The organism is Cupriavidus respiraculi (assembly GCF_914271545.1).
Lineage (GTDB): Bacteria > Pseudomonadota > Gammaproteobacteria > Burkholderiales > Burkholderiaceae > Cupriavidus > Cupriavidus respiraculi.
Map to the genome: position 1 here is coordinate 582,209 of NZ_CAJZAH010000003.1, position 24,822 is coordinate 607,030.

Consider the following 24,822-nt stretch of genomic DNA (forward strand, 5'->3'; position numbering starts at 1 on the left):
GAAGCCATGTCCTGACTGACCAGATGTTCCTGAATTGCGACGCGCGCGGTCCGCCGGCGCGTCATTGTCGGATGACGTTTCCTTGTCGTATATGCACAGCCATCACCACACCCAACGCAACACCGGTCGTAGTACCCCCGCCCCGCGCCGCCGCCTGGCCGTCGCGCTGATCCTGGCTGCCGCGCTGCCGTTCGGCGCCGGCCACGCCATGGCGGACACCTATCCCTCCAAGCCGATCCGGCTGGTGGTGCCTTTCCCGCCGGGCGGCCCGACCGACACGGCGGCCCGCATCATCGGCCAGAAGATGAGCGAGGCGCTCAAGCAGCCGGTGGTGGTCGACAACCGGCCGGGCGCCTCGGGCACGATCGGCGCCGACACGGTGGCCAAGAGCGCCCCGGACGGCTACACGCTGATGGTGCTGGCCACGCCCACGCTGATCGCCCCGCATCTGATCGCCCGCAAGAGCTATGACCTGTTCAAGGACTTCACGCCCATCGGCGCGGCCTACGACTTGCCTATCGTCATGGTGGTCAACCCGCAGGCGCTGCCGGACGTCAATGACCTGCAGCAGTACATCGCCAAGGCGAAGGCCAAGCCGGGCGCGATGAACTACACCAGCGCGGGCAATGGCAGCTTCGGCCACCTGTCCACGGAACTGCTGAAGAACCTCGGCGGCTTCGACGTGCAGCACGTGCCGTACAAGGGCAGCGCGCCCGCCATCTCGGACTTGCTGGCCGGCCAGGTGCCGATGATGTTCTCGGACATGATCGCCGCGCTGTCGCATATCAAGGCGGGCAAGCTCAAGCCGGTGGCGGTGGGCTCGGCCAAGCGCGTGAGCTTCACGCCGGAGGTCAAGACCGTGGCCGAGCAGGGTTTTCCCGGCTTCGAGGCCACCGCCTGGGGCGGCCTGCTGGCGCCCGCCGGCACGCCCAAGGACGTAGTCGTCAGGCTGTCGGCAGAGCTGAAGAACGCGCTGGCCGATCCCGTGGTCCAGGAAAAGATGCTGGGCGCGGGCACCGTCGCCGCCTATATGCCGCCGGAGCAGTTGGCCGCGCGCATGCGGGCCGATGACAAGAAGTGGGGCAAGGTCATCAAGGACAACGGCATCAAGGGCGACTGATACGCCCGCCGCCCGTACGGGCTGCCGGATTTTTTCGTTTCGCGGGGTGGTGCGAGGGCCGGGACCGAAGGGTTCCGGCCCTTGCGCCTTTCCGGGCGGCATTGCCGTGCGGGCATGCCGCCGCAACCTTCGCTACCATACGGGTCGGCCCTGCACTATCTATCGATAGCGCAGTGTTGTAGAATCTAAGTCTTTGATTCTCAAGAGCTATTGATCGGCTCCCGAGACGACGCAGGAAGTGGCCATGGTTGTGCCGCGACACGCGCTCGACGATCGGCCGGTCACCGGGGCGGGGCAGGGCGGAAACGCCCGTAAACAGTGCCTCTCCGGGCTACACCAGCCGCGCTCGATCCCGTCGTTTCATTCGCTGCCCCCGTTTCAGACGCGTGTCCGCTGGCGCCGGGTTCGCTCCCGCCACACACCGAAAACATGACCACGACTACCGCACCCGCACAGACCGACCCCCAGATCACGTTCGACAGCTTCGGCCTGGATGCCCGCATCCAGCGCGCGCTGGCCGAGCAGGGCTACACCAAGCCCACGCCGATCCAGGCGCAGGCCATTCCCGTGGTGCTGCTGGGCAAGGACGTGATGGGCGCCGCCCAGACGGGCACCGGCAAGACCGCGGGCTTCGCCCTGCCGATCATCCAGCGGCTGCTGCCGATGTCCAATGCCAGCGCCTCGCCCGCGCGGCATCCGGTGCGCGCGCTGATGCTGACGCCGACCCGCGAACTGGCCGATCAGGTCTACGACAACGTGGCCCGCTACGCGCGCCATACCGACCTGCGCAGCACGGTGGTGTTCGGCGGTGTCGACATGAACCCGCAGACGGAAGCCCTGCGCCGCGGCGTGGAAATCCTGGTGGCCACGCCGGGCCGCCTGCTGGATCACGTGCAGCAGAAGTCGGTCAACCTGTCGCAGGTCCAGATGCTGGTGCTGGACGAAGCCGACCGCATGCTGGACATGGGCTTCCTGCCCGACCTGCAGCGCATCATCAACCTGCTCCCCGCGCAGCGCCAGACGCTGCTGTTCTCGGCGACCTTCTCGGCGGAAATCAAGCGGCTGGCGGCGAGCTATCTGCGCCAGCCGGTCACCATCGAAGTCGCGCGCAGCAACTCGGCCAACGAAAACGTGCGCCAGGTGGTGTACCAGGTGCAGGACGGCCAGAAGCAGGAGGCCGTGGTCCATCTGCTCAAGGCCCGCGCGGCGCAGGGCCTGTCGCGCCAGTGCATCGTCTTCGTCAACAGCAAGATCGGCTGCTCGCGCCTGGCGCGCCACCTGGAGCGCGAGGGCATCAACGCCGCCGCGATCCACGGCGACAAGACGCAGACCGAGCGGATGCAGACGCTCGAAGGCTTCAAGCAGGGCACCATCGACGCGCTGGTGGCCACCGACGTGGCGGCGCGCGGCCTGGATATCGCGGACATGCCCTGCGTGATCAACTTCGACCTGCCGTTCAGCGCCGAGGACTATGTGCACCGCATCGGCCGTACTGGCCGCGCCGGCGCCACCGGCGACGCGCTGTCGGTGTTCGTGCCGAGCGAGGAACGGCTGCTGGCCGATATCGAGAAGCTGCTCAAGCGCGCCATTCCGCGCGCGACGATCGAAGGCTTCGACCCCTCGCGCTACGAGGGCCGCACGGGCGGCCGGGAAGGCCGTGACGACGACCGCCGCCGTCCGCGTGCCGATGGCCGGGGCGATTCGCGCGAAGGGCGTTCCGATGCGCGCCGTACGCGTGGCGAGGGCGATGAGCGTCCGCGCAAGTCCGAATACACGCCGGCGCGCGGTGGCGCGTTCCGCCCCTCCGACGATCCGTTCTTCTCGCGTCCCTACGAGCCGGGCAACGGTTCGGCCGGCACGGGCGCCGGCGCGCAGGCCGAGCAGAACGGCGCCGATGCCAATGCCGTGGGCTTCGGCCGCGCGCGGCCCGTATCCAAGCGCCCGCTGGCGGCGCTGCTCGGCGGCGGCGCCCGCAAGAGCTGAACCCGCGGCTGGGCCGGCGGGCCGCCTGGTCCGCGACGCCTACCGCGCGACCCGCCGGGCCGCCGGCACCGCCAGCCATTGTGTGGCCGCCTCGGCGAGCCACGCGTCCACATCGCCCGCCGCGCTGGCCACGCCCAGATGCCGGCCCGCGGCGCGCAACGCCTCCAGCGGCGCCATGGCATCGATGGATTCCGCGCCGCTCTGCTTGCTCAGTTTCTCCCCCAGCGCATTGACCACGACCGGCACGTGCAGATAGGCCGGCGTCGGCCATCCCAGCAGATGCTGCAGATGGATCTGCCGCGGCGTGGAGTCCAGCAGATCGGCCCCCCGTACGATATGGGTGATGCCCTGCAGGCCATCGTCCACGACCACCGCGAGTTGATAGGCCCACAGGCCGTCGGCGCGCCGCAGCACGAAATCCCCCAGTTCGGTTTCCAGGTCCTGGCATTGGCGGCCCTGCCAGCGGTCGTCGAAGCAGAGCGTCGCCGCGTCGCCCGTCGGCACCCGCACGCGCCATGCGCGCGGCGGCTTGCCGTGCAGCCCGTTGCGGCAGGTGCCCGGATAGGCCAGGGTCTGGTGGCGCTCGCGCGCGTGCACCAGCGAGTCGGCAATTTCCTTGCGCGAGCAGCCGCAGGGATAGAGGTGTCCCGTCTCTTCGAGCTGGCGCAGCGCGGCCGCGTAGTGCGCCTCGCGCTGGCTCTGCCAGACCGGCGGTTCGTCGGGATGCATGCCGAGCCGGGCCAGGGTTTGCAGGATCTGGCCGTCGGCGCCGCGCACGCAGCGGGGATGGTCGATATCCTCGATACGGACCAGCCATTTGCCGCCGTGGGCGCGCGCATCGAGCCAGCTGGCGAGCGCGGTGACCAGCGAGCCCATGTGCAGCGGACCCGTGGGGGAGGGGGCGAAACGACCGCGGTACAGGGCGGCAGGGACGGCCGGCGCGGCGGAGTCTGACGGGTGCGACGACATGCGGCCCGCCTCGTCAGTCCTGCGCGCCCGGCTGTTGCTGCAGCAGCGCCTGCGCCAGGCGCGGATCCTCCAGCTTGCCGGTCCACCACTGCAGTGCCTTGCCGCGCATGCTGGTGCGCCAGGCGACGTTGAAGGTGCCCGGCGCGCGTACCTCCACGGTTTCCCTGACCTGCAACACGCCGCTCTCGATATAGGGCTGCGCCATCGGCGCGGGCAGCCAGCCGCAGCCCAGGCCGCGGATCTGCGCCTCGACCTTGTCGCGCATCGTCGGCACCACCAGCACGTCCTGTCCGGCGAGTACACCGCGCGTGCGCGCCGGCAGGTTGCGCGAGGTATCGCCGACCGCGACGATCCGGTGCTTGGCGATCTGCGTGCTGGTCAGCGGGCCCGCCTCGCTGGAGAGCGGATGGTGCGCGGCGACGGCGAACACGAACGGGATGGTGCCCAGCGGACGCAGCTGGAAGCCCTGCGTGCTCGGCGCCTCGTAGGCCGCGCCGATCACCAGGTCTGCCCGGTTGCTCATCAGCGCATCCCAGCTGCCGCCCAGCACTTCCTTGCCGAAGCGCAGCCGCGTGGCGCTGTTCTCGGCGTAGAAGTCCTGGATCACCGGCAGCAGCGCGCGGAAATTGATCAGGTCGTCCACCACGATGGTCAGGTCCGACTCCCAACCCGAGGCCAGCCGCTTGACGCGCCGCTCCAGTTCTTCGGCCGCGTGCAGCAGGTGGCGTCCCTCGTCGAGCAGCGCCCGGCCGGCCGGGGTCAGTTCGGCGCGGTGGCGGCGCCGGTCGAACAGCAGCACGTCCAGGTCTTCTTCGAGCCGGCGCACCACATAGGTCAGCGCCGAGGGCACCTTGCCCATTTCGTGCGCGGCGGCGGCAAAGCTGCCGCGGCGTTCGATGGCGTCCAGCACTTCCAGGGATTCGAGCGAGAGTGGCATATTCAGAAATACTGAATGACTGATTGCAAGTCGGAGCCAGCCAATATAACCGAAGCGGCCTAAACTTCCTAGCATCAACACGGCGCGGCAAGCCAGGCCAAGGGGTCAGGCCCCGTTCCGGGGAAACAGGAGCCATCAAAATGATTGAAATCAGAAAATCCGCAGAGCGTGGCTATGCCGACCATGGCTGGCTGAAGTCGTATCACAGCTTTTCGTTCGCCGACTACTTCGACCCGCGCCACACCCAGTTCGGTCCGCTGCGCGTGATCAACGAAGACCGCGTCGCGCCCGGCATGGGCTTCGGCACGCACGGCCACCGCGACATGGAGATCATCAGCTATGTGCTGTCGGGCGAGTTGGCGCACAAGGACAGCATGGGCAACGGCAGCGTGATCCGCCCCGGCGACGTGCAGCGGATGAGCGCCGGCACGGGCGTGCGCCATTCGGAGTACAACCATGCCGCCGATGACACCACGCATTTCCTGCAGATCTGGATCATGCCGCAGCAGAACGGCATCGAGCCGGGCTACGAGGAAAAGCACTTCGAGCCGGCCGACAAGCGCGGACGCCTGCGCCTGGTGGGCAGCCCCGACGGCGCCGACGGCTCGGTGGTGATCCACCAGGACGTGCGGCTGTACGCTGGTCTGTTCGACGGCGACGAAGCGGCCACGCTGGCTCTGGCCCCGCAACGCCGTGCCTATGTGCACGTGGCGCGCGGCCGCGTTACGGTCAACGGGCAGGCGCTCGAGGCCGGCGACGCCGCGAAGCTGGAAGGCGTGGAGTCCATCGAGCTGGGCCGCGGCAGCGACGCCGAGGTGCTGGTGTTCGACCTGCCGTGAGCGGGCGCAAGCCCCCGGGCGCGTGCGTGAGTACGCGCTCGCATGCGCCGCCGCGCCTGTAAAGGCGCGGCGCGCGGCCGCCGGGGCGGGCCATGTCTGGAATGCCTCATCGCTGTGCTATCTTCTCGCTATCGAGAAGCGCCCGGGCCGGCACATGCCCATTGGCGCCATGGCTCCAGCCTTACCAGACCTGAGATGACCTTCGTTGCCGTACTTCTTGCGCTGATCGCCGAGCAGTTCCGGGCCCTGGGCCGAGACAATCCGATCTACGACATCGTGCGCGCGCTGGCCGAGCGCGCCGAGCGCGCCTTCGACACGGGACGCCCCCGCGATGCCGCGCTCGCCTGGCTGACGGTGGTGCTGCCGCTGACGCTGGCCGCCGCCGGCGTTCACTACCTGCTCGCTTCGATCAGCATCGCGCTCACCGTCGCGTGGAACGTGCTGGTGCTGTACCTCACGCTCGGCTTCCGGCAGTTCAGCCACTTCTTCACCGATATCCACGAGGCGCTCAATCGCGACGACACGGCGACCGCGCGCGCGCTGCTGCACCAATGGACGGGGCTCGACACCGTGGACATGCCGGTCAGCGAGATCGTGCGCCATACGCTGGAGGCCGCCATCATCGCCGTGCACCGCCACGTCTTCGGCGTGTTCTTCTGGTTCCTGGTGCCGGTGGGACCGGCCGGCGTGGTGCTCTACCGCATCTCCGAATACCTGGCGCGGCACTGGACCCGCCCGTCGCCCGAGCGCAGCCTGGCGCTGGGCCGCTTCGCCGCGCGCGCCTTCTATGCGATGGACTGGATTCCGTCGCGGCTGACCGCCATCGGCTTTGCCATCGTTGGCAATTTCGAGGACGCGGTCTACGCCTGGCGCAACCATGCGCGCAAGTGGAGCGACGAGACCAACGGGATCCTGCTCGCCAGCGGCGGCGGGGCGCTCGGCGTGCGGCTCGGCGTGCCGCTGCCCGAGGACGATACCAGCGTGGTGCTGCGCAGCCGGCTGGCCGGCGCGGCGTTCGACTACGCGCCCGGGATGGAGGACGAGAACGGCCCCGAGCCGAGTGCGCCGGAATACGGCGCCGAGCCCGGCGTGCGGGCGCTGCAGTCGGCGGTGGGCCTGGTGTGGCGCGCCGTGGTGCTGTGGATGCTGCTGCTGGCGATGCTGTCGCTGGCGATCTGGCTGGGCTGATCAGTCCCGCGCGGCGCCGCAGCGCCAGCACGAGCCGAACTGCGGCTCGTGCCATTCCCCGCAACGATCGCATTGCCAGCGCGGCCCCGGCGCGGGATGCGCGGCCGCGTGCAGCACGGCGCGCGCCTGCTCTTCCATCCCGTCGTCCAGCAGCCATACCTGGGGAGCGCTTTCCTGGAACGGAATATCGCCGGTGGCGCCCGCCAGCCAGGTATTGCGAACCTCCGCGCGGATGCCCGCGGCCTGCAGCACGTTGCAGCAGTGCGTCGCGTGCACGAGGGAGGCCGTCGAGAGCAGCAGCTTCACGGGCGCTCCGCTACCACGGCTTCTGCTGCCGCGACTCGTGCAGCAGCTGCGTGTAGAGCTGGTGCCGGCGCGGCGAGATATCGCCGGCCGCCATGGCCTCCAGCACGCCGCATCCCGGCTCGTTGACATGGTGGCAGTTGTAGAAGCGGCATGCCGTCAGGCGTGGGCGAAACTCCGGAAACGCGCGCTCCAGCATCCCTTCGGACAGATGGTGCAGGCCGAACTCCTGGAAGCCCGGCGAGTCGATGAGGCTGCCGCCGTCGCCCCAGTCGCCGGGCAGGTGGTACAGCCGCGTAAAGGTCGTGGTGTGCTTGCCCGAATCGAGCTTGGCCGAGATCTCGCGCGTTTGCGCATCGACGCCGGGGATGAGCAGGTTCAGCAGCGACGACTTGCCCATGCCGGACTGGCCGATGAGGATGGTGGAGCGGCCGGCGGTCTGCGGCTTGAGCAGCGCCAGCGCGGCCGCGGGGTCGGCGTGCACCGACAGCGCCAGGGTCTCGTAGCCCAGGCCCCGGTACAGTTCCAGGCGTGCCCGTGCCTCGTCCAGCCGTTCGGTCAGGTCGGTCTTGTTGAGCAGGATCAGCGGGCGGATATGCAGCGCCTCGGCAGACACCAGCGCGCGCCCCAGCAGGTCCTCCGAAAAGCCCGGCTCGGTGGCCAGCACGATGATGACCTGGTCGATATTGGCCGCCAGCAGCTTGGACTTGAACTGGTCCGAGCGGTGCAGCAGGTTCTTGCGCGGTTCGATGCCGGCGATCACGCACTGGTCCGACGCCATGCGCTCGACCATCACGTGGTCGCCCACCGCGCATTCGCTCTTCTTGCCGCGCGGGAAGGCGTGCAGCCGCACGCCGGGTTCGTCGTGCAGCTCGATCACGTAGTGGCGACCGTGCGCCGCCACCACCAGCGCGCGCTCCACCGCCGCGCCGCCCGCCTTTCCCGCCTGCTTTCCCGCGCCTGCGCGCCCGCGTGCGGGCCGGCTCATGCGTGCGCCATCAGGCGATCGATCCGCTGGGCCGCCGGCGGATGCGAATAGTAGAAGGCGCTGTAGACCGGGTCCGGCGTCAGGGTCGACGCGTTGTCCTTGTAGAGCTTGACCAGCGCCGAGACCAGATGGCCGGCCTGGGTCTGCTGCGCGGCGAATTCGTCCGCCTCGAACTCGTGCTTGCGCGAGCTCAAACTGGAGATCGGCCCGAGCAGGAAGGTAAAGACGGGCAGCGTCAGGAAGAACAGCACCAGCGCCAGCGCATGGTTGTCGGCCACCAGGTTGGGCAGCACGCCGAGGCCGGTATAGAACCAGGCCTGCGTGGCGAGCCAGCCCAGCACCGCGAGGAACAGCAGGCTGAGCGCGAACGTCACGACGATGCGCTTCAGGATATGGCGGCGCTTGAAGTGGCCAAGCTCATGGGCCAGCACCGCCTCGATCTCGTCGCCGTCCAGCCGCGACAGCAGGGTGTCGAAGAACACGATGCGCTTGGCCGCGCCGAAGCCGGTGAAATAGGCGTTGCCGTGGGCGCTGCGCTTGCTGCCGTCCATCACGAACAGACCCTTGCTGGCAAAGCCGCACTTGCGCATCAGAGCCTCGATGCGCTGCTTCAGCGACTCGTCGGTCAGCGGTTCGAACTTGTTGAACAGCGGCGCGATATAGGTGGGAAATACCACCAGCAGGAACAGGTTGAAGCCCATCCATACCAGCCAGGTCCAGAACCACCAGAGCTGGCCCGTGCGCTCCATCAGCCAGAGCACCGCCAGCAGCAGCGGCAGGCCAAGGGCGCTGGCCACCACCATCATCTTGAGCGCGTCGGCCAGCCACAGGCGCCAGGTCATCTTGTTGAAGCCGAAGCGCTGCTCGATGCCGAACTGCCCATAGAGCGAGAAGGGCAGTTCGGCCAGCCCGCCGATCAGCGCCACGCTGGCGATCAGCGCCACGCCGTAGGCATAGCCGGGGCCGAACACGCCCAGCCAGAACTGGTTCAGCCAGTGCAGGCCGCCCAGCAGCGTGAAGCCGATCAGCACCGCGGCGCCGCCGAGCACTTCCAGCATCGACAGCCGGGTGCGGGCGATGGTGTAGTCCGCCGCCTTCTGGTGCGCGGCCAGCGAGATAGTGTCGGCAAAGCGCGCCGGTACCGCGTTGCGATGCTGTCCGACGTGGCGCACCTGGCGGGCGGCCAGCCAGAGCTTGGTCAGCACCATCACGACCAGGGCGGCGAGGAAGATCACTGTGAACATCGGGCAATGCCTTGTGGGTTTGCGGCGCTGGCGGCCCGGGAAGGGCGCGCCGCGCGCAAGGGATCGGGCCCAAAGGACACACGCGACCGGCGCGCCCTGGACGATATGCGAGAATTATAAATTGTTCGCGCCCGGCGACCCGCCCGGCGCACCGGCGGCCCGCCGGTGCCTCGCCCTATCTCTACCGATGTCTTCTCACGCAGTCCACATGACCAGCCAAAACACCCACACCGCCGCCACGTCAGTCAAGAGCGAAAACAATCTCGTGTGGATCGACATGGAAATGACGGGCCTGTCGCCCGAACAGGACCGCATCATCGAGGTGGCCGTGGTGGTCACGGACTCGGAACTCAATATCCTGGCCCAGGGGCCGGTGCTGGTGATCCACCAGGAAGACGCCGTGCTGGACGGCATGGACAACTGGAACAAGGGCACCCACGGCCGCTCCGGCCTGATCGACAAGGTCAAGGCCTCGACGCTGACCGAGGCGCAGGCCGAAGCCGAACTGCTCGCCTTCATCAAGCGCTGGGTGCCGGCGGGCAAGTCGCCGATGTGCGGCAATTCGATCTGCCAGGACCGCCGCTTCATGGCGCGCTACATGCCCAAGCTCGAAGGGTTCTTCCACTACCGCAACCTGGACGTCTCGACGCTGAAGGAGCTGTGCAAGCGCTGGGAGCCCGCGGTGCACAAGGGCTTCGTCAAGCGCCAGTTGCACACCGCGCTGGCCGACATCCTGGAATCGGTGGAAGAGCTGCGCTACTACCGCACGCATTTCCTGCGCCAGCCGGCCGCCGCTGCTTCGGCCCCGGCCGCGGCGCCCGCCGACGCCGCGCCCGGCCAGCAGTAAGAGAGGCGGCCGTCCGCGGCATCGTGCGCGGCCGTCGAACCCTCACGGTCTGATCCTCCCTTCGCCGGGCACGCGCCCGTACGCTCCCGTCCCATGCTCGCGCGCATCGTCTCGATCATCACGCCGGTCATCCTGATCATCCTGGTCGGCTGGCTCTATGGCCGCAAGGCGCATCCCGACATGGCGGGCATCAACCGCGCCACCCTCGACGTGATTGCGCCGCTGCTGGTGGTGTCCGCGTTCGTCAGCAAGGATTTTGCGCTCGGCGACCATCTGGCGCTGCTCGGGTGCGCGGTGGCGGTGGTGCTGGGCTCTGGCGTGCTGGCGTGGGGCGTGGCACGCATGCTGGGCGTCGATGCGCGGACCTTCGTGCCGCCGATGATGTTCAACAACTCCGGCAACATGGGCCTGCCGCTGTCGGTCTTCGCGTTCGGGCCGATCGGGCTCGCGCCGGCGGTGGCGCTGTTCGCCGCATCCAACCTGATGCACTTCACGCTGGGCCTGAAGATCGTCAACCGGCACGCCTCGCTCGCGCAGATCGCGCGCAACCCGATGGTGCTGGCCACGGTGGCCGGCGTGGCGCTGTCGCTGGCCCGGCCATGGTTCTCGCTGCCCGAGCCGGTCTACCAGTCGATCCGCCTGCTGGGGGATGCTACCGTGCCGCTGATGCTGTTCGCGCTGGGCGTGCGGATGAAGGACGTGAGCCTGCGCAACTGGGGGATGGGTGTGGTCGGCGCGGTGGTCTGCCCGCTGACCGGCATTGCCTGCGCGCTGCTGCTGGTGCAAGTGGTGCCGCTGACCGAGCTGCAGCGGGGGCTGCTGTTCGTGTTCGCGTCGCTGCCGCCGGCCGTGCTCAATTTCCTGGTCGCCGACCACTTCCGGCAGGAGCCGGACCAGGTGGCGTCCATCGTGCTGCTCGGCAATATCGGCGCGGTGGTCTTCGTGCCGATCGGGCTGTATCTGGGCCTGCGCTAGGCAGGCCGGTGCCGGCCCTCACGACTTGGCGCGGATCGCGTGCTTGGGCCGCCAAGCCTTGACCACGGCCTCGTCGGTCTCCACGTAGGGCCCGCCGATCAGGTCGATGCAGTAGGGCACCGCGGCGAAGATGCCCTGGACGAGCGCCTTGCCATCGTCGCCGCGCAGCCCTTCGAGCGTTTCGCGGATCGCGCGCGGCTGGCCGGGCAGATTGATGATCAGCGCCGCGCGGCTGGCCGTCTCGCGGATCACCGCCACCTGCCGCGACAGGATCGCGGTCGGCACGAAATGCAGGCTCACCTGGCGCATCTGCTCGCCGAATCCCGGCATCTCCTTGGTCGCCACGGCCAGCGTGGCTTCCGGCGTCACGTCGCGGCGCGCGGGGCCGGTACCCCCCGTGGTCAGCACCAGATCGCAGCCGGCCACGTCCACCAGATCGATCAGCGTGCGCGAGATCAGCGCCTGCTCGTCCGGAATCAGCCGCTCCACGGCCTGCCACGGCGAGGTGAGCGTGCGCGACAGCCAGTCGCGCAGGGCCGGGATGCCCTCGTCCTGATAGGTGCCGGACGAGGCCCGGTCGGAGATCGAGACCAGGCCCACCACCAGTTCGTCGGGATGCTTGCGGGCGATGGGTTGGGTCGGTTGCGTGGCTGGCGTCATGGGTAGGCTTGGGGTGGTTGGTGCGATGCGGACGCCCGTCAGTCCTGCGCGTCGTCCGCCGGCGGCGGGGCGGCGGCCGCGGTGGCGGCGTCCTTGTCCTCCAGCGCGGTCTTGATGGCCTGGAACAGCTCGCGGAAATACTTGGGCGGCTTGCCCGACTGCTGTTCCTTGCGCGCGTTGCGGATGATATTGCGCAGCGCCTGCGCGTCGTTCACCGGATGCTCGCCGAGGAAGCGGGTCAGCGCATCGTCGTCCTTGAGCAGCAGTTCGCGCCAGCGCTCGATCAGATGCAGCCGCGCGGTCTCGGCCTTGCTGGTGCCCTTGAACGCATCGAGCGCGCTACGGATGGCCTGGACCTCGTCGTCGTCCAGGCTGCGCATCACCTTGCCCACATACTGCATCTGCCGGCGCTTGCCTTCGTGGCTGGTGATGCTGCGCGCGGCGCGCACCGCGTCCTCGAGCGCTTCGGGCATCGGTACGCGGGCGAAGCGGTCTTTGGGCAGGGCTTCCAGTTCGGCGCCCAGGTCCTGCAGCGCCAGCATGTCGCGCTTCTTCTGCGACTTGCTCTTGGGTTCGTTGTCATCCTCGGACGGCTCGGGGGCGAACGCGCCGGGGAAGCGGGGGGAATTGCGGGAGTTTCGCGTCATGGCCGGCATTTTATCTTGCTATGATTCCGCTTTGGACTTTTGATACCCGTGCCCATGACCGATTCCACCGTGCATTTCACCTACACCCAGGCTCAGCTCAGCGAGATGGCGGCCGATGTGCTCCGCGTGGCACGCGAACTGGGTGCCACCGATGCGGCCACGGAGATCTCCGAAGGCAGCGGCCTGTCGGTCACGGTGCGCAAGGGGCAGGTGGAAACCATCGAGCAGAATCGCGACAAGGTCGTGGGCGTCACGGTGATGATCGGCAAGCGGCGCGGCAATGCCAGCACCTCCGACTTCTCGCCCGCCGCACTGCGCGCGACCGCCGAGGCCGCCTACAACATCGCGCGCTTCACCGCGGAGGACGATTGCGCGGGACTGGCCGAGGAAGAGCTGCTGGAGCGCGATCCGCAGGACCTGGACCTGTTCCACCCCTGGGCCGTCGATGCCGAGCAGTGCATCGATATTGCGCGCCGTTCCGAGGCCGCGGCGCTGGCCGTGTCGCCGCGCATCCGCAACAGCGATGGCGCCAGCGTGTCCGCCCAGCATTCGCAGTTCGTGCTGGCCACCTCGCGCGGTTTCATGGGCGGCTACCCGTATTCCCGGCATTTCATCTCGTGCGCGCCGATCGCCGGCACCGGCGGCGGCATGCAGCGCGACGACTGGTATTCGTCCAAGCGCGACCCGGCCGCGCTGGCCGCGCCCGAGGACATCGGCCGCTATGCCGCCGAGCGGGCGCTGGCGCGCCTGAACGCGCGCAAGCTGAGCACCCGCCGCTGCCCCGTGCTGTTCGAGGCTCCGCTGGCCGCGGGACTGCTGGGCGCCTTCGTGCAGGCGGTGTCGGGCGGCGCGCTGTATCGCAAGTCGACCTTCCTCTACGACACGCTGGGCAAGGCCGTGTTCGGCCCGCATATCGATATCCAGGAGCGGCCTCACGTGCCCGGCGCCATGGGCAGCGCGCCGTTCGACGAGGAAGGCGTCAAGACCAACGCGCGGCAGGTCGTGCGCGATGGCGTGGTCGAGGGCTACTTCCTGTCCACGTATTCGGCCCGCAAGCTGGGCATGCGCACCACCGGCAACGCGGGCGGCTCGCACAATCTCGCGCTGACCAGCAAGCTGACGCAGCCGGGCGACGATTTCCCCGCCATGCTGGCCAAGCTCGGCACCGGGCTGCTGGTGACCGAGCTGATGGGGCAGGGGGTGAACTACGTGACCGGCGACTACTCGCGCGGCGCGTCGGGCTACTGGGTGGAGAACGGCGTGATCCAGTATCCGGTGGAGGAGATCACCATCGCGGGCAACATGGCGGAGATGTTCCAGCAGATCGTGGCCGTGGGCGCCGACACGCTGGTGCGCGGCACCAAGGAAACCGGCTCGATCCTGATCGAGCAGATGACCATCGCGGGCAACTGAGCGTTGCCCGGGCGGGCCGCCAGGCCCGCCTTTCTCTATCTATTCCTCGCCCGACGGCGGACGATCGTAGGTGACGAAGGCGTAGTCCAGCCCGCTCTTCTCCGAACGATGCGATTCCCGCGCGGTCACGATCCACTTGCCGGGGTCGATGGGCGGGAAGAAGGCATCGCCTTCCACGTCCGCATCGATTTCCGTCACGACCAGCCGGTCCGCGCTCGGCATGGCTTCCGCGAAAAGCTGGCCTCCGCCGATCAGGAACACCTGATCCACTCCCGCGCACAGCCGCTGTGCGTCTTCCAGCGATGCCGCCATCTCGCAGCCCTCGATACGCAGGTCCGCGTTGCGCGTCACCACGATATTGCGGCGGCCCGGCAGCGGCCGGCCGATCGAGTCATAGGTCTTGCGGCCCATGATGATTGGCGCGCCCATGGTGGTGCGCTTGAAATGCGCCAGATCCTCCGGCAGATGCCACGGCAGCGCGTTATTGCGGCCGATGGTGCCATTGCGGGCTTTCGCCACGACCAGCGTCAGCAACGTCATACCGCCACCGGGGCCTTGATGGCCGGATGCGATTCGTAGCCCACCAGCGAGAAATCCTCGTACCGGTAGTCGAACAGGCTGTCGGGCCTGCGCGCGATCTGCAGCTTCGGCAGCGCCATCGGCGCGCGCGCCAGCTGGGTCTCGACCTGCTCGAAGTGGTTGCTGTACAGATGGCAATCGCCGCCCGTCCAGACGAAATCGCCCACTTCGAGGTCGGTCTGCTGCGCGATCATGTGGGTCAGCAGCGCGTAGCTGGCGATATTGAACGGCACGCCGAGGAAGATATCGGCGCTGCGCTGGTAGAGCTGGCACGACAGCCGGCCGTCGGCCACGTAGAACTGGAAGAACGCGTGGCAGGGCGGCAGCTTCATGCGGGGAATGTCGCTGACATTCCATGCCGACACGATCAGCCGGCGCGAGTCCGGGTTGGCGCGGATCTGCTGCACCAGCTCGGCGATCTGGTCGATATGCCCGCCATTGGGCGCGGGCCAGGAGCGCCACTGGTAGCCATAGATCGGGCCCAGTTCGCCGTTCTCGTCCGCCCATTCGTCCCAGATGGTGACGCCGTTGTCCTGCAGCCACTTCACGTTGGTCGAGCCCTGCAGGAACCACAGCAGCTCATAGACGATGGACTTCATATGCAGCTTCTTGGTGGTCACCACCGGGAAGCCTTCGCGCAGGTCGAAGCGCATCTGGTAGCCGAACACCGAGCGCGTGCCGGTGCCGGTGCGGTCGGCCTTTTCGGTGCCATGCTCGTACACATGGCGCATGAAGTCGAGATACTGTTTCATCGGCGCGGGGAGGAAATAGGGCGGGCCGCAGCGGCCGCAAGCCGGCATTCTAGCCGATGCGCCGCCCCGGGGTTCCGGCCCGCCGCGCTGGCGGCGGGCCCATGAAAAACGGCGGCCCGCACAGGGCGGGCCGCCGTCGATGCGGTGGCCACCGTCCGGGAACGGCGGCCGCCTCGGTTGGTGCCGCTTAGTGGCTGTCGGCCATCTGGCTGCCTTCGCGGCGCTTCTGCACCAGGTAGCCGGCGCCGAGCACGCCGCCGACGATCAGCACGTACAGGCCCCAGTTGATGACCGGGTTGGCGTTGAAGAAGTCGCGGATCAGCGGCTCGTGCACGATCATCTTGACGGCGGTGAAGGCCAGCACGCCAGCGCCGATGTAGATGATGAACGGGTAGCGCGCCATCAGCTTGAGCACCAGGGTCGAGCCCCACACCACGATGGGGATGCTGATCAGCAGGCCCAGCACCACCAGCAGGAAGCTGCCGTGGGCCGCGCCGGCGACCGCCAGCACGTTGTCCACGCCCATCACCGCGTCGGCGATGATGATGGTCTTCATCGCGCCGGCCAGGGTGCTGGCGCTTTGGCCGTGCTCGTCCTCGCCGCTGTCGTCGGACAGCAGCTTGTACGCGATCCAGACCAGTGCCAGACCGCCGACCAGCATCAGGCCAGGGATCTTCAGCAGCCAGACCACGCCAATGGTCATTGCCGAACGCACCACCACGGCACCTACCGTGCCCCAGATGACCGCCTTCTTTTGCAGATGCGGGGGCAGGTTACGCGCGGCGAGCGCAATCACGATGGCGTTGTCGCCGGCAAGCACCAGGTCGATGACGACGATCGACAATAGCGCTGTCAGGAACTGCATCGTGAACAGATCGGTAAGCCACTCCATGAAAACTCCTCAGATACGCAAATCGTTGTGGGAAACGCCGGATTCGCCTGGAGTCATGCAGCAGTAGACGGGAGGGCCTTTGCGAACCATGAATCCAGGTTGCAAAGGTCTTGCTCGACCGTGTTTGCCACATGCCTGCTCGCATGGATTGGACGGCCAGCACAACCGGAGCGGCCAAATCGCGAATCATCGCGGGCAACGGCGCATCTCGGAATGACGATTGTGCTAAGGGCAACGAGGCCCCTGGAGCTACTCCCCTTTGAAGGGGCTTGGCCGCGGACGGCCCAGCTTGGGGACGGATTATAAACGAGAGGCCCCGGTTTTGTCGCGTCGCAGCCACCGCGTTTACCCCAGTTGGCGGGTTATCGCAAGGCGGTTGCGGGATGCCTGCCGTCCACCCGGTGTGGCGATGCAGCAGGCGCATGTGGCTGGTGATCGGCTATCCTGTAGCGATCGGCGGAGCCGATGTGCCGCCAGACAGCCACGGCGGGCCTTCTCCGAGCCGTGGCCGGCGTCCCGCCGCGCCGGCCGAACAGCCATCGGGGGTCATGCAGTGCCATCGACCAATAAGGAAACCACATGCCGGCTCTTCCGACACCGCTGAACCCAAGACAAGCCGACCGAGAATCCACCACCCATCCCCGCCACACCCGTACCGCCACCCAGGGCGCACCTGCCACGGCAGCCGCGGTCGTGCCCCTCGCCAACGGCCATGCCGGCCCGGGCAGGCTCCAGTTCGTACAGCAATACCACGAGGACAACGCGGCGCTGCGCGCCGAGGTCCTGCACGGCCTGCAGTCGGAGCGGGCCAGCATCAGCCCCAAGTTCTTCTACGACGTGCTCGGATCGCGCCTGTTCGAGGCGATCACCGAGCTGCCCGAGTACTACCCGACCCGCACCGAAGCCAGGATCTTCAGCGATTCGGCGGCCGATATCGCCGCGCGCGCCGGGCGCGGCGGCGTGCTGATCGACCTGGGCGCGGGCAACTGCCAGAAGGCGGCGCGCCTGTTTCCATCGCTGCAGCCGGCGCAGTACGTCGCCGTCGATATATCGGTCGAGTTCCTGCGTGGCACGCTGACCGGGCTGCAACAGCAACATCCGCAGATCCCGATGCTCGGCCTCGGCGCGGACCTGTGCGCGCCGCTGGACCTGCCGCCGACGGTACGGCGCGGGCGCAGGCTGTTCTTCTACCCTGGCTCGAGCATCGGCAATTTCGCCCCCGTGGAAGCGCTGGCCCTGCTGCAACGGCTGCGGGCCGCGGCGGAGCAGGGTGACGGCGTGCTGATCGGCGTGGACCTGCTCAAGGACGAGGCGCCGCTGGTGGCCGCCTATGACGATGCGCTGGGCGTGACGGCCGCCTTCAATCGCAACGTGCTGCGCAACGTCAACCGGATCGTCGGCAGCGATTTCTCGCTGGGAGACTGGCGCCATGTGGCACGCTTCGACCGCGAGTCGTTCCGGATCGAGATGCTGCTGGAGGCCGAGCGCGATATCGCGGTGGCGTGGCAGGGTGGGGCGCGGACGTTTCGCAAGGGCGAACGCATCCACACGGAGGATTCGTACAAGTACCGCCCCGAGGATTTCTCTCTGCTGCTGGAGGCGGCGGGCTTTTCCGACCCGGTTTGCTGGACCGATCCGGCCGGCTGGTTCGCCATGTTCCACGCCCGGGCCTAGCCCGGCGGCCGGGACCACGGTGTCATAATGGCCCGATCGGCCCCCCGCATCGCGGGGCCCGGCTATTGCAACCCGTTGCCGCCGCCGCGGCGCCCGCCCAAGGCGGCGCCCCGCGCGGCAACTCAACTGATTCCTCCTATGAGCGGCTTTACCATGCTCCCCGATCTGCACTTCAGCGGCGGCCAGCGCGACTGGGCGGACCCGCGCCGGCTGCCGCGCGAGGGATTGGCCAGTGCCCTGGTCGAGAGCCGCAACCGCACGCTGGCATGGCTGGCCGCGTTCGGCCAGTCGCGGCGCGGCTGGATGGTGACGCGCCAGTACGATGCCGATCCGCCGCTGTGGACGCTGGGCGCCATCGCCTGGCACGCCGAGTGGTGGACCCTGCGCGACGTGCATCCGGTCAGGCGCAACGGCGTCCAGTTGCTGGCGCCGGCCGCGCCCCCGCTGCTGCAGGGGGCTGACGAATGGTTCGATCCGGATCGCATCGGTCCGGACGAGCGCTGGGAGGCGACCCTGCCCGAGGTCGCGGTAGTCAAGCAGTACGCCGCCGACGTGCTCGACGGCATGCTGCGCCGCCTCGCCGTGCTCCCTGACGATTCCGACGATACGCTGTACGGCCTGCGCCGCGCGCTGGCCTACGAAGACGAGCAGGGCGAGCGTATCGCGGCGCTGCTGCAGGCCCTTGGCCTGCCCCCGGTCGAGCCCGCCGCGGCGTGGCCCTCGGTGTCGGTGCCCAGCGGCGGCACGCTGCAGTTTCCGGGCGGCCGTTTCGTGCAGGGATGGACCGAGCCCGATGGCTTCGCCCTGCCGGACGAACTGCCGCCGCAGACCACCTATGTGCCGGCCTTCGAAATCGATGCCGCGCCGGTGACCAACGCGCAGTTCCTGGAATTCGTCGAGGACCGGGGCTACGAGCATCCTGCCTGGTGGTCGGAAGCCGGGCGCCAGTGGCTGATGACGCAGGAGCGCTCGGCGCCGCGCTACTGGACGCGCCACGCCGAGTCGCGCGCGTGGATGGCCGAGCGCTTCGGCATCCTGCGCACGCTCAACCCCGACGAGCCGGTGCGCCATGTCAGCCTGTTCGAGGCCCAGGCGTGGTGCCGCTGGGCCGGGCGCCGGCTGCCCGCCGAGGTCGAATGGGAGCTGGCCGCCGTGCAGAACCGCGGCGGATTCCGCTGGGGCATGGTGCGGGAGTGGACGGCGACCCCATACGAACCGTATGAGGGCTTCCAGCCCGGTCCCGTCGACATGGCTCTTGTGCGGCGGTTCGGCGAGGACCAGGCCGTGCGGGGGACCTCCTTCGCCAGCCCCGACCGCCTGAAGCACCCTCGCGCGCGCTGGGCGTTGCCGCCGGAGGACGATATCGCCTTCGTGGGATTTCGTACGTGCGCGCTGTAGTCCCGCTGTACCGCCGCCGTCGCGGCTTCGTTCCCCCAAAAGCAAACAAGGCACCCGAGGGTGCCTTGTTGCATTAGCGAAGCCGGAGCTTAGCGATCGTAGCGCGAGCGGTTGGGACGCTGGCCGCCGAAGCCGCCGCGGTTGCCGTCGCCGAAGCTGCGCGGCGCGCCGTCGCGGCTGCCGCCGGCACGATTGCCGAAGCCGCGGTTGTCACCCTGGCTGCGGTCGCCGAAGCTGCGGTCACCGAACGAACGGTCGCCGAACGAGCGGTTGCCGTCACGGTCGCCGAACGAGCGATTGCCGTCGCGGTTGCCGAAGCCACGGTTGTCGCCGGTGCGCGGTGCGCCTTCGACGCCGAAGGTGCGCGGGGCGCCGTCGTTGGCGAACGGACGCGGGTTCTGTCCGCGGTAGCCGCCGGCGCCTTGCTCGGCGCCACGGTTGCCGTAGCCGCGGCTTTCGCCGCCGCCGAACTTGCGGTCGCCGAAGCTGCGCGCCTCGCCGCTGCGATTGCCGCCGTAGCCACCGCCGTAGCCGCCGCCGTTACCACGGCCGCCACCACCGCCCGGCTTGCCGCCGAAGCCGGTGCGCGGCTTGGGCGTGCGACGCGGCTCCAGGCCCTCGATCACCGATGCGGTGACGCGATGGTTGGTAAAGCGCTCGATGCGCTTCCACTGGAACGTGTCGTTGTGGTTGACCAGGTTGATGGCCACGCCCGAGCGTCCCGCGCGGCCGGTACGGCCGATGCGGTGCACGTAGTCCTCGGCCTGCTTGGGCAGGTCGAAGTTCACCACGTGGGTGATATCGGGCACGTCGATGCCGCGCGCGGCCACGTCGGTGGCCACCAGCACGCGCAGGTTGCCGCGACGCAGCGCGGTCAGCGTACGGTTACGGGCGCCCTGCGTCATGTCCCCGTGCAGCGCGCCGGCGGCGAAGCCGGTGTCCGACAGGCGCTCGGCCAGCGAATCGGCGTCGCGCTTGGTGGCCGTGAAGACGATGGCCTGCTTCAGCGTGGCGTCGCGCAGCAGATGGTCGAGCAGCTTTTCCTTGTGCGACATGTCGTCGGTGAAGTGCAGGCGTTGCTCGATATGGCTCTGGTCGGCGCGCGCGGCGGCGATTTCGATGCGTTGCGGATCACGCAGCTGGCGCGTGGCCAGTTGCGCGATGCGGCCGTCCACCGTCGCCGAGAACATCAGCGTCTGGCGCGTGGCCGGCGTGGCGGCGACGATCGCGTCGATGTCGTCCGAGAAGCCCATGTCCAGCATGCGGTCGGCCTCGTCGAAGACGAGCATGTCCAGCTGCGACAGGTCGATGCGGCCGGCGTCGATGTGGTCGAGCAGACGGCCCGGCGTTGCCACCAGGATGTCCGGCATCTTCGACAGCATCGCGAGCTGCTTCGGATAGGGCATGCCGCCCAGGATGCTCGCGCAGATGATGCGGCGCATATGGCGGCCATACTTGGCTGCGGCTTCGGTCACCTGCAGGGCCAGTTCGCGCGTCGGCGTCAGCACCAGCAGCGACGGCTGGGCCGGGGCCGGGCGAGGACGCTTGCCCTTCATGCGCTTGATGGGCTCGTCCGCGCGCGGACGGTTCGGCGCTTCCTTCTCGCTGATCTTCTGGATCGCGGGCAGCATGAAGGCGGCGGTCTTGCCCGAGCCGGTCTGGCTGGAAACCAGCAGATCGCGGCCGGCCAGGAAGGCGGGGATCGCCTGGGCCTGGACCGGGGTCGGGACGGTGTAGTTCTGCTCGGTCAGGGCGCGGACGATGGCCGCATCCAGGCCGAGTTCGGCAAAGGCGTTGTTGCCAACGGCTTCCACGGCGGGCGCCGCGATGGCGTCCTGCGGGTTCAGCATCGCGTCGAGGCGATCGAGCGGGCTGGCGGCCGGGATATTGGAAGCGTTGTCTGCGGAGGCAAAAGGCTGCTCCGCACGAAGTTCGTGCTGGGTCATGTCGTATGTCTTGAATGCATGGCACCCCGTGCCGGTGGCGTAGGGGTGGGCGCAGTGCAAAGTCTTAAAAAGGCTTCGGCGCCAATCGGTGAGGCCGTTACGACAGACTCAGCAGGAGCTGGCAGTACGGCAGCAGGCAGGGGAGAAACCGGTACGAGACCGGAAACCATTTCCCTGGCAGGCAAACAACCACAACGGATTGTTCAACAGGATCGGAGACGAGGCGGCGTCAGGTGAGATTGGCGGTCTGCGGGGGTCGACGCCGGTGGCCTGGGCCGGTGGCGATAACGGAAGCAGAGCTTGAGAGCGGAGGCGGGATCGCCATCTGGCCGCGGTGGGGAGTACTGGGGCGTACAAACCGTTGCGGTCTTTCGGCGCATGCACAGCTCGCATTGCGAACTCACGGGGCGCATTCTAGCAGAGGATTGCCGGCAATGCTGCGGTGCGAGATGAAAAAAATCACGGATGGCTCTACAAAGTGCCGGCCCGGACCCGTAAACGGCGCGGACGCGGCAAGCTATGGTTTGAATGCGATATACCGTTGCCTATACTCGGAAACGCCGGCACCCGTTGCCGGCACGGAGCGGACGAGCACAACCGGTGACCCAGCTTCAGCAAGCGACTTGCTGCTCGCCGTCAGCCCCTTGGCAACACCAGCCGCGGCAGTCCTTCCTCGCCTCCCGGATAGTCCGGAAGACGTCCGCGTCATGGGCGGAATCATGGAAGGCGCGCACGCGTCACGGTTTGCCAAGCCGCTGAGGGTGCCGACCTAGTTGGTCCGGCCCGTCCGCCCCAAGCCCGCCAGGACATTGGCGGGCTTTTCTTTTGGGGCCCGTGGCGGACTCGTGCAAACTCCGATGAGCGTGTCCGCGGGCGCTTCGGCCGGACGAAGGAGAGCCCTGCGGTTCTCCTGCCGGCATCCTGTTTGATATACTCCGCCCCTGCTTTCGCATCCGACGCGGTCCGGGCCGTATTCCGCCCCGATCCACGCGTCAGTCCCGCTCGCCGTAGTTCAATGGATAGAACGAGCGCCTCCTAAGCGCTAGATACAGGTTCGATTCCTGTCGGCGGGACCAGGCCATCCGGTGGCGCTGGTCCCACATCAATTCCTTCAGGCGTCCACCGGTTCGCCGATCAGCACCTCGGCCGGAATCTTGAGTTCTCGGTTCAGCCGCCGGATCATCGCCAGGCTCAGCGGCCGTTTTCCGTTCAGTACTTCGTAGACCCGGTTCAGGTTTCCCAGATACGGCTGCATGTCCCGCGGTGTCAGTCCTTCCTGCTCCATCCGGAAGCGGATGGCCGCTACGGGATCCGGCAAGTCCAATGGGAAATGTTCGGCCTCAAAGCGCTCCACGAGCATGGCCAGGACCTCGAGGCGATCCCCGTCTTCACTGCCGGGTGCCGGATCGGCGTCGACAAGGACGGACACGGCCGCCAGTGCCTCCTGGTAGTCCGCTTCAGTATGCAGAGGGCGGATGTCCATGCTTATTGCTCCAATTCGACGGTGGCGGCATCGATGTGATCGTATTGGCGGTGAGTGCCAATGAACTTCACGTAGACGATTCCGACCCAATAGGCGACGGCGGCGACCAAACGGTACTTGTTGCCGCCAATGTTGAATACCACGCGGTTGTTGCCTATGAAACTGGCGCTTACGTAGCGGTCCTTGATGTCCTGGGGCGTGGCCCACTTTGCCCTTGAAGCTTCTTCGTGCCACGCAAGGAGAGGTTGCCTGGCGTCGGGATGCGCGGCGAAGAAGTCCAGCAGCGGCTTTTTTGCGACGATTCGCATCGGTGGTAGTTTAGTCCCAATATGGGACTATGGGCAAGTGCGGTGGATGAGAGGCGGTTCCCGGAACTGCGGGATGGCCCAATGGCGTTCCATTGGAATTCGCGCGCCCCTTTTCCGTCGCGCGATTGCTCGCACCTTCTTGCGAATTCTCCGCAACAAGCTCCGCGGCCTTGGGGTGAGCCGTGTTGGCTGCCCTGTCCGGACCTAGGCTGTTTGCCGGTGCCGGTCAACCTCCAGCCCGCGGCCGCAGCACGAACAGCGCCACCATGCCTCCCACCACCCCCCAGAACGCCGACCCGATCCCGGCCAGCGTCATCCCCGACGCCGTGATCATGAAGGTCAGCAGGGCAGATTCGCGCTCGGCCGGTGTCTGCATGGCCGTGGTCAGGCCGCTGGCGATCGAGCCCAGCAGGGCGAAGGCCGCCACGGCGATCACCAGGGCCTTCGGAAACGCGGCGAACAGCGCGGCGATGCTCGCCGCCAGCACGCCCGCGACCAGGTAGCCGATACCGCAGACCACCGCCGCCGTGTAGCGGCGCGCGCGGTCCGGATGGGCCTCCGGCCCGGTGCAGATCGCGGCGGTGATGGCCGCCAGATTGATGCCGTGCGAGCCGAACGGTGCGAGCAGCGCGGAAGCGATGCCGGTGACGCTGATCAGCGGCGAGGCGGCAACGTGATAGCCGTCGGCGCGCAGCACCGCCAGGCCAGGGATGTTCTGCGACGCCAGCGCGACGATGAACAGCGGAATGGCGATGCTGACGAAGGCGGAGACCGAGAACGCCGGGGTGGTCCACACCGGCACGGCCACCGCGAAGTGGAACTGCTCGAAATGGAGCTGGCCCAGCGCGCCCGCCAGCGCCACGCCCACCACCAGCACGCCCGGCACGGCGTAGCGCGGCCACCAGCGCTTGCCGACCAGATACACGGCGAACATGGTGAGCAGCAGGAGGGTCTGGTCCTGCGCCTGCACGAAGACATCGATGCTGATGCGGAACAGGATGCCGGCGAGCAGGGCCGACGCAATGCTCGCGGGCAGCGCGCGCATCAGTTTGTCGAACCATCCTGTCAGGCCCGCCGCGGTCATCAGCAGCGCCGCCATCAGGAAGGCGCCGATCGCCTCGGGATAGGGCACGCCGGGCAGGCTGGCGATCAGCAGCGCGGCACCGGGCGTGGACCAAGCCACCACGATGGGCGCTCGCGTGAGCAGCGACAGCCCGATGGTGGTCACGCCCATGCCGATCGACAGCGCCCAGATCCACGACGAGATCTGCGCATCCGTCAGGTGCGCGGCCTGGCCCGCCTGGATCATCAGCACCAGCGAACTGGTGTAGCCGGTGAGCATGGCAACGAAGCCGGCCACCAGCGAGGAGACGGACAGATCGGAGAGCTTGAGCGTGGCGGAGGTCATGGCGCGAACGAATGAGACGACCGGGACGATGCCCGAACGGGCGCCAGTTTCTCATGACTCGTGGCGCACCTCCCGCATCGCGCGCTTGAGAGCCGCGCCTCCATCCGAGGGTTGACGGGGCTTTCCCTTACGGAGTTGTCCGACTACATCGCCGCGCGCCCCATCGTTATGCTTCCTCCCGTGCCTTGTGAGCAGGGCACCGAGGAGAGACTCTTGGGCCCGCGCGTTCCGCGGGCCCTTCTTTTTTGCGCTGGTCTACAATGCGGCCT

General features: G+C 68.0%; 23 protein-coding genes and 1 tRNA gene. 10 read left to right on the forward strand and 14 right to left on the reverse strand.

The window, feature by feature from the left end; genetic code table 11:
- The first annotated feature begins 91 nt into the window (after nucleotides 1–91).
- Together LDO27_RS17780 and LDO27_RS17785 are read left to right on the forward strand one after the other, a co-directional pair.
- A complete protein-coding gene (locus LDO27_RS17780; protein ID WP_224043165.1) occupies nucleotides 92–1,120 on the forward strand; it encodes a Bug family tripartite tricarboxylate transporter substrate binding protein in 1,029 nt (342 codons plus the stop codon).
- Between the two features lie 429 nt (nucleotides 1,121–1,549).
- On the forward strand, nucleotides 1,550–3,103 hold the full coding sequence (locus LDO27_RS17785; protein ID WP_224043078.1) for a DEAD/DEAH box helicase: 1,554 nt from the start codon (nucleotides 1,550–1,552) through the stop codon (nucleotides 3,101–3,103).
- A 39-nt stretch (nucleotides 3,104–3,142) separates the two neighbouring features.
- Here LDO27_RS17785 and gluQRS read toward each other — a convergent pair whose 3' ends face one another.
- Together gluQRS and LDO27_RS17795 are read right to left on the reverse strand one after the other, a co-directional pair.
- Nucleotides 3,143–4,072: a tRNA glutamyl-Q(34) synthetase GluQRS gene (gene gluQRS, locus LDO27_RS17790; protein WP_224043080.1), complete on the reverse strand. Its 930-nt coding sequence runs from the start codon at nucleotides 4,070–4,072 to the stop codon at nucleotides 3,143–3,145.
- A 13-nt stretch (nucleotides 4,073–4,085) separates the two neighbouring features.
- Complete coding sequence (locus tag LDO27_RS17795) at nucleotides 4,086–5,009, reverse strand: LysR family transcriptional regulator (protein WP_222207633.1); 924 nt, start codon at nucleotides 5,007–5,009, stop codon at nucleotides 4,086–4,088.
- 140 nt (nucleotides 5,010–5,149) lie between these two features.
- Between LDO27_RS17795 and LDO27_RS17800 the strand changes: the two genes are divergently transcribed.
- Nucleotides 5,150–5,848: a pirin family protein gene (locus LDO27_RS17800; RefSeq protein WP_224043081.1), complete on the forward strand. Its 699-nt coding sequence runs from the start codon at nucleotides 5,150–5,152 to the stop codon at nucleotides 5,846–5,848.
- A gap of 195 nt (nucleotides 5,849–6,043) precedes the next feature.
- A complete protein-coding gene (locus LDO27_RS17805) occupies nucleotides 6,044–7,036 on the forward strand; it encodes a CobD/CbiB family protein (protein WP_224043083.1) in 993 nt (330 codons plus the stop codon).
- On the opposite strand, the gene LDO27_RS17810 is transcribed toward LDO27_RS17805, so the two are convergent.
- From LDO27_RS17810 to LDO27_RS17820, 3 genes are read right to left on the reverse strand one after another with little or no spacing between them, the layout of a single operon-like run.
- Nucleotides 7,037–7,342: a putative signal transducing protein gene (locus LDO27_RS17810; protein ID WP_222207630.1), complete on the reverse strand. Its 306-nt coding sequence runs from the start codon at nucleotides 7,340–7,342 to the stop codon at nucleotides 7,037–7,039. It lies immediately after the preceding gene.
- 10 nt (nucleotides 7,343–7,352) lie between these two features.
- Nucleotides 7,353–8,327, reverse strand: a complete 975-nt coding sequence (gene rsgA, locus LDO27_RS17815) for a ribosome small subunit-dependent GTPase A (RefSeq protein ID WP_222207629.1) — start codon at nucleotides 8,325–8,327, stop codon at nucleotides 7,353–7,355.
- Nucleotides 8,324–9,571 carry a M48 family metallopeptidase gene (locus tag LDO27_RS17820; protein ID WP_224043085.1) on the reverse strand — a complete coding sequence of 416 codons (1,248 nt, stop codon included), beginning with the start codon at nucleotides 9,569–9,571 and terminating at the stop codon, nucleotides 8,324–8,326. The genes rsgA and LDO27_RS17820 overlap by 4 nt, the downstream gene beginning before the upstream one ends.
- Before the next feature lie 208 nt (nucleotides 9,572–9,779).
- Here LDO27_RS17820 and orn point away from each other — a divergent pair, with 208 nt between their 5' ends.
- Both orn and LDO27_RS17830 read left to right on the forward strand, forming a co-directional pair.
- Nucleotides 9,780–10,418 (forward strand): oligoribonuclease, encoded by a 639-nt coding sequence (gene orn, locus LDO27_RS17825; protein WP_224043087.1) that lies wholly within the window; start codon nucleotides 9,780–9,782, stop codon nucleotides 10,416–10,418.
- A gap of 93 nt (nucleotides 10,419–10,511) precedes the next feature.
- A complete protein-coding gene (locus tag LDO27_RS17830) occupies nucleotides 10,512–11,393 on the forward strand; it encodes an AEC family transporter (protein ID WP_224043088.1) in 882 nt (293 codons plus the stop codon).
- A gap of 18 nt (nucleotides 11,394–11,411) precedes the next feature.
- On the opposite strand, the gene mog is transcribed toward LDO27_RS17830, so the two are convergent.
- Both mog and yjgA read right to left on the reverse strand, forming a co-directional pair.
- Nucleotides 11,412–12,053, reverse strand: a complete 642-nt coding sequence (gene mog / locus LDO27_RS17835) for a molybdopterin adenylyltransferase (RefSeq protein WP_222207624.1) — start codon at nucleotides 12,051–12,053, stop codon at nucleotides 11,412–11,414.
- Between the two features lie 38 nt (nucleotides 12,054–12,091).
- The gene (gene yjgA, locus LDO27_RS17840) at nucleotides 12,092–12,700 is read right to left on the reverse strand and encodes a ribosome biogenesis factor YjgA (RefSeq protein WP_377747451.1); all 609 of its coding nucleotides are present in this window, start codon (nucleotides 12,698–12,700) and stop codon (nucleotides 12,092–12,094) included.
- 54 nt (nucleotides 12,701–12,754) lie between these two features.
- On the opposite strand from yjgA, the gene pmbA reads away from it, so the two are divergent.
- A complete protein-coding gene (pmbA, locus tag LDO27_RS17845) occupies nucleotides 12,755–14,113 on the forward strand; it encodes a metalloprotease PmbA (RefSeq protein ID WP_222207622.1) in 1,359 nt (452 codons plus the stop codon).
- Between the two features lie 39 nt (nucleotides 14,114–14,152).
- On the opposite strand, the gene LDO27_RS17850 is transcribed toward pmbA, so the two are convergent.
- The 3 genes from LDO27_RS17850 to LDO27_RS17860 all read right to left on the reverse strand — a co-directional run bounded on the left by LDO27_RS17850 (nucleotide 14,153) and on the right by LDO27_RS17860 (nucleotide 16,336).
- Nucleotides 14,153–14,653, reverse strand: a complete 501-nt coding sequence (locus tag LDO27_RS17850) for a dihydrofolate reductase (RefSeq protein ID WP_222207621.1) — start codon at nucleotides 14,651–14,653, stop codon at nucleotides 14,153–14,155.
- The gene (locus tag LDO27_RS17855) at nucleotides 14,650–15,444 is read right to left on the reverse strand and encodes a thymidylate synthase (protein WP_222207620.1); all 795 of its coding nucleotides are present in this window, start codon (nucleotides 15,442–15,444) and stop codon (nucleotides 14,650–14,652) included. The genes LDO27_RS17850 and LDO27_RS17855 overlap by 4 nt, the downstream gene beginning before the upstream one ends.
- Before the next feature lie 187 nt (nucleotides 15,445–15,631).
- Nucleotides 15,632–16,336 (reverse strand): TerC family protein, encoded by a 705-nt coding sequence (locus tag LDO27_RS17860; protein ID WP_222207619.1) that lies wholly within the window; start codon nucleotides 16,334–16,336, stop codon nucleotides 15,632–15,634.
- A 579-nt stretch (nucleotides 16,337–16,915) separates the two neighbouring features.
- On the opposite strand from LDO27_RS17860, the gene egtD reads away from it, so the two are divergent.
- Nucleotides 16,916–18,010: an L-histidine N(alpha)-methyltransferase gene (gene egtD / locus LDO27_RS17865; protein ID WP_222207618.1), complete on the forward strand. Its 1,095-nt coding sequence runs from the start codon at nucleotides 16,916–16,918 to the stop codon at nucleotides 18,008–18,010.
- A 138-nt stretch (nucleotides 18,011–18,148) separates the two neighbouring features.
- Entirely contained in the window at nucleotides 18,149–19,408 is a 1,260-nt protein-coding gene (locus tag LDO27_RS17870; RefSeq protein ID WP_224043096.1) for an SUMF1/EgtB/PvdO family nonheme iron enzyme, read from the forward strand.
- Nucleotides 19,409–19,497: 89 nt separating this feature from the next.
- On the opposite strand, the gene LDO27_RS17875 is transcribed toward LDO27_RS17870, so the two are convergent.
- Nucleotides 19,498–21,354, reverse strand: a complete 1,857-nt coding sequence (locus tag LDO27_RS17875; protein ID WP_224043098.1) for a DEAD/DEAH box helicase — start codon at nucleotides 21,352–21,354, stop codon at nucleotides 19,498–19,500.
- 1,001 nt (nucleotides 21,355–22,355) lie between these two features.
- Between LDO27_RS17875 and LDO27_RS17880 the strand changes: the two genes are divergently transcribed.
- A tRNA-Arg gene (locus tag LDO27_RS17880) sits at nucleotides 22,356–22,430 on the forward strand.
- A gap of 35 nt (nucleotides 22,431–22,465) precedes the next feature.
- Here LDO27_RS17880 and LDO27_RS17885 read toward each other — a convergent pair.
- The 3 genes from LDO27_RS17885 to LDO27_RS17895 form a co-directional block, all read right to left on the reverse strand.
- Entirely contained in the window at nucleotides 22,466–22,837 is a 372-nt protein-coding gene (locus LDO27_RS17885; RefSeq protein WP_222207613.1) for a helix-turn-helix domain-containing protein, read from the reverse strand.
- Between the two features lie 2 nt (nucleotides 22,838–22,839).
- A complete protein-coding gene (locus tag LDO27_RS17890; protein WP_224043100.1) occupies nucleotides 22,840–23,145 on the reverse strand; it encodes a type II toxin-antitoxin system HigB family toxin in 306 nt (101 codons plus the stop codon).
- 226 nt (nucleotides 23,146–23,371) lie between these two features.
- Entirely contained in the window at nucleotides 23,372–24,553 is a 1,182-nt protein-coding gene (locus tag LDO27_RS17895; protein WP_224043102.1) for a benzoate/H(+) symporter BenE family transporter, read from the reverse strand.
- Between the last annotated feature and the right edge of the window lie 269 nt (nucleotides 24,554–24,822).

What these genes read in the sequence shown, in the direction of transcription:
- LDO27_RS17780 (WP_224043165.1), top strand. Translation starts at nt 92, where the DNA reads ATGCACAGCCATCACCACACCCAACGCAACACCGGTCGTAGTACCCCC.
- LDO27_RS17785 (WP_224043078.1), top strand. Translation starts at nt 1,550, where the DNA reads ATGACCACGACTACCGCACCCGCACAGACCGACCCCCAGATCACGTTC.
- gluQRS (WP_224043080.1), bottom strand. Translation starts at nt 4,072, where the DNA reads ATGTCGTCGCACCCGTCAGACTCCGCCGCGCCGGCCGTCCCTGCCGCC.
- LDO27_RS17795 (WP_222207633.1), bottom strand. Translation starts at nt 5,009, where the DNA reads ATGCCACTCTCGCTCGAATCCCTGGAAGTGCTGGACGCCATCGAACGC.
- LDO27_RS17800 (WP_224043081.1), top strand. Translation starts at nt 5,150, where the DNA reads ATGATTGAAATCAGAAAATCCGCAGAGCGTGGCTATGCCGACCATGGC.
- LDO27_RS17805 (WP_224043083.1), top strand. Translation starts at nt 6,044, where the DNA reads ATGACCTTCGTTGCCGTACTTCTTGCGCTGATCGCCGAGCAGTTCCGG.
- rsgA (WP_222207629.1), bottom strand. Translation starts at nt 8,327, where the DNA reads ATGAGCCGGCCCGCACGCGGGCGCGCAGGCGCGGGAAAGCAGGCGGGA.
- LDO27_RS17820 (WP_224043085.1), bottom strand. Translation starts at nt 9,571, where the DNA reads ATGTTCACAGTGATCTTCCTCGCCGCCCTGGTCGTGATGGTGCTGACC.
- orn (WP_224043087.1), top strand. Translation starts at nt 9,780, where the DNA reads ATGACCAGCCAAAACACCCACACCGCCGCCACGTCAGTCAAGAGCGAA.
- LDO27_RS17830 (WP_224043088.1), top strand. Translation starts at nt 10,512, where the DNA reads ATGCTCGCGCGCATCGTCTCGATCATCACGCCGGTCATCCTGATCATC.
- mog (WP_222207624.1), bottom strand. Translation starts at nt 12,053, where the DNA reads ATGACGCCAGCCACGCAACCGACCCAACCCATCGCCCGCAAGCATCCC.
- yjgA (WP_377747451.1), bottom strand. Translation starts at nt 12,700, where the DNA reads ATGACGCGAAACTCCCGCAATTCCCCCCGCTTCCCCGGCGCGTTCGCC.
- pmbA (WP_222207622.1), top strand. Translation starts at nt 12,755, where the DNA reads ATGACCGATTCCACCGTGCATTTCACCTACACCCAGGCTCAGCTCAGC.
- LDO27_RS17850 (WP_222207621.1), bottom strand. Translation starts at nt 14,653, where the DNA reads ATGACGTTGCTGACGCTGGTCGTGGCGAAAGCCCGCAATGGCACCATC.
- LDO27_RS17855 (WP_222207620.1), bottom strand. Translation starts at nt 15,444, where the DNA reads ATGAAACAGTATCTCGACTTCATGCGCCATGTGTACGAGCATGGCACC.
- LDO27_RS17860 (WP_222207619.1), bottom strand. Translation starts at nt 16,336, where the DNA reads ATGGAGTGGCTTACCGATCTGTTCACGATGCAGTTCCTGACAGCGCTA.
- egtD (WP_222207618.1), top strand. Translation starts at nt 16,916, where the DNA reads ATGCCGGCTCTTCCGACACCGCTGAACCCAAGACAAGCCGACCGAGAA.
- LDO27_RS17870 (WP_224043096.1), top strand. Translation starts at nt 18,149, where the DNA reads ATGAGCGGCTTTACCATGCTCCCCGATCTGCACTTCAGCGGCGGCCAG.
- LDO27_RS17875 (WP_224043098.1), bottom strand. Translation starts at nt 21,354, where the DNA reads ATGACCCAGCACGAACTTCGTGCGGAGCAGCCTTTTGCCTCCGCAGAC.
- LDO27_RS17885 (WP_222207613.1), bottom strand. Translation starts at nt 22,837, where the DNA reads ATGGACATCCGCCCTCTGCATACTGAAGCGGACTACCAGGAGGCACTG.
- LDO27_RS17890 (WP_224043100.1), bottom strand. Translation starts at nt 23,145, where the DNA reads ATGCGAATCGTCGCAAAAAAGCCGCTGCTGGACTTCTTCGCCGCGCAT.
- LDO27_RS17895 (WP_224043102.1), bottom strand. Translation starts at nt 24,553, where the DNA reads ATGACCTCCGCCACGCTCAAGCTCTCCGATCTGTCCGTCTCCTCGCTG.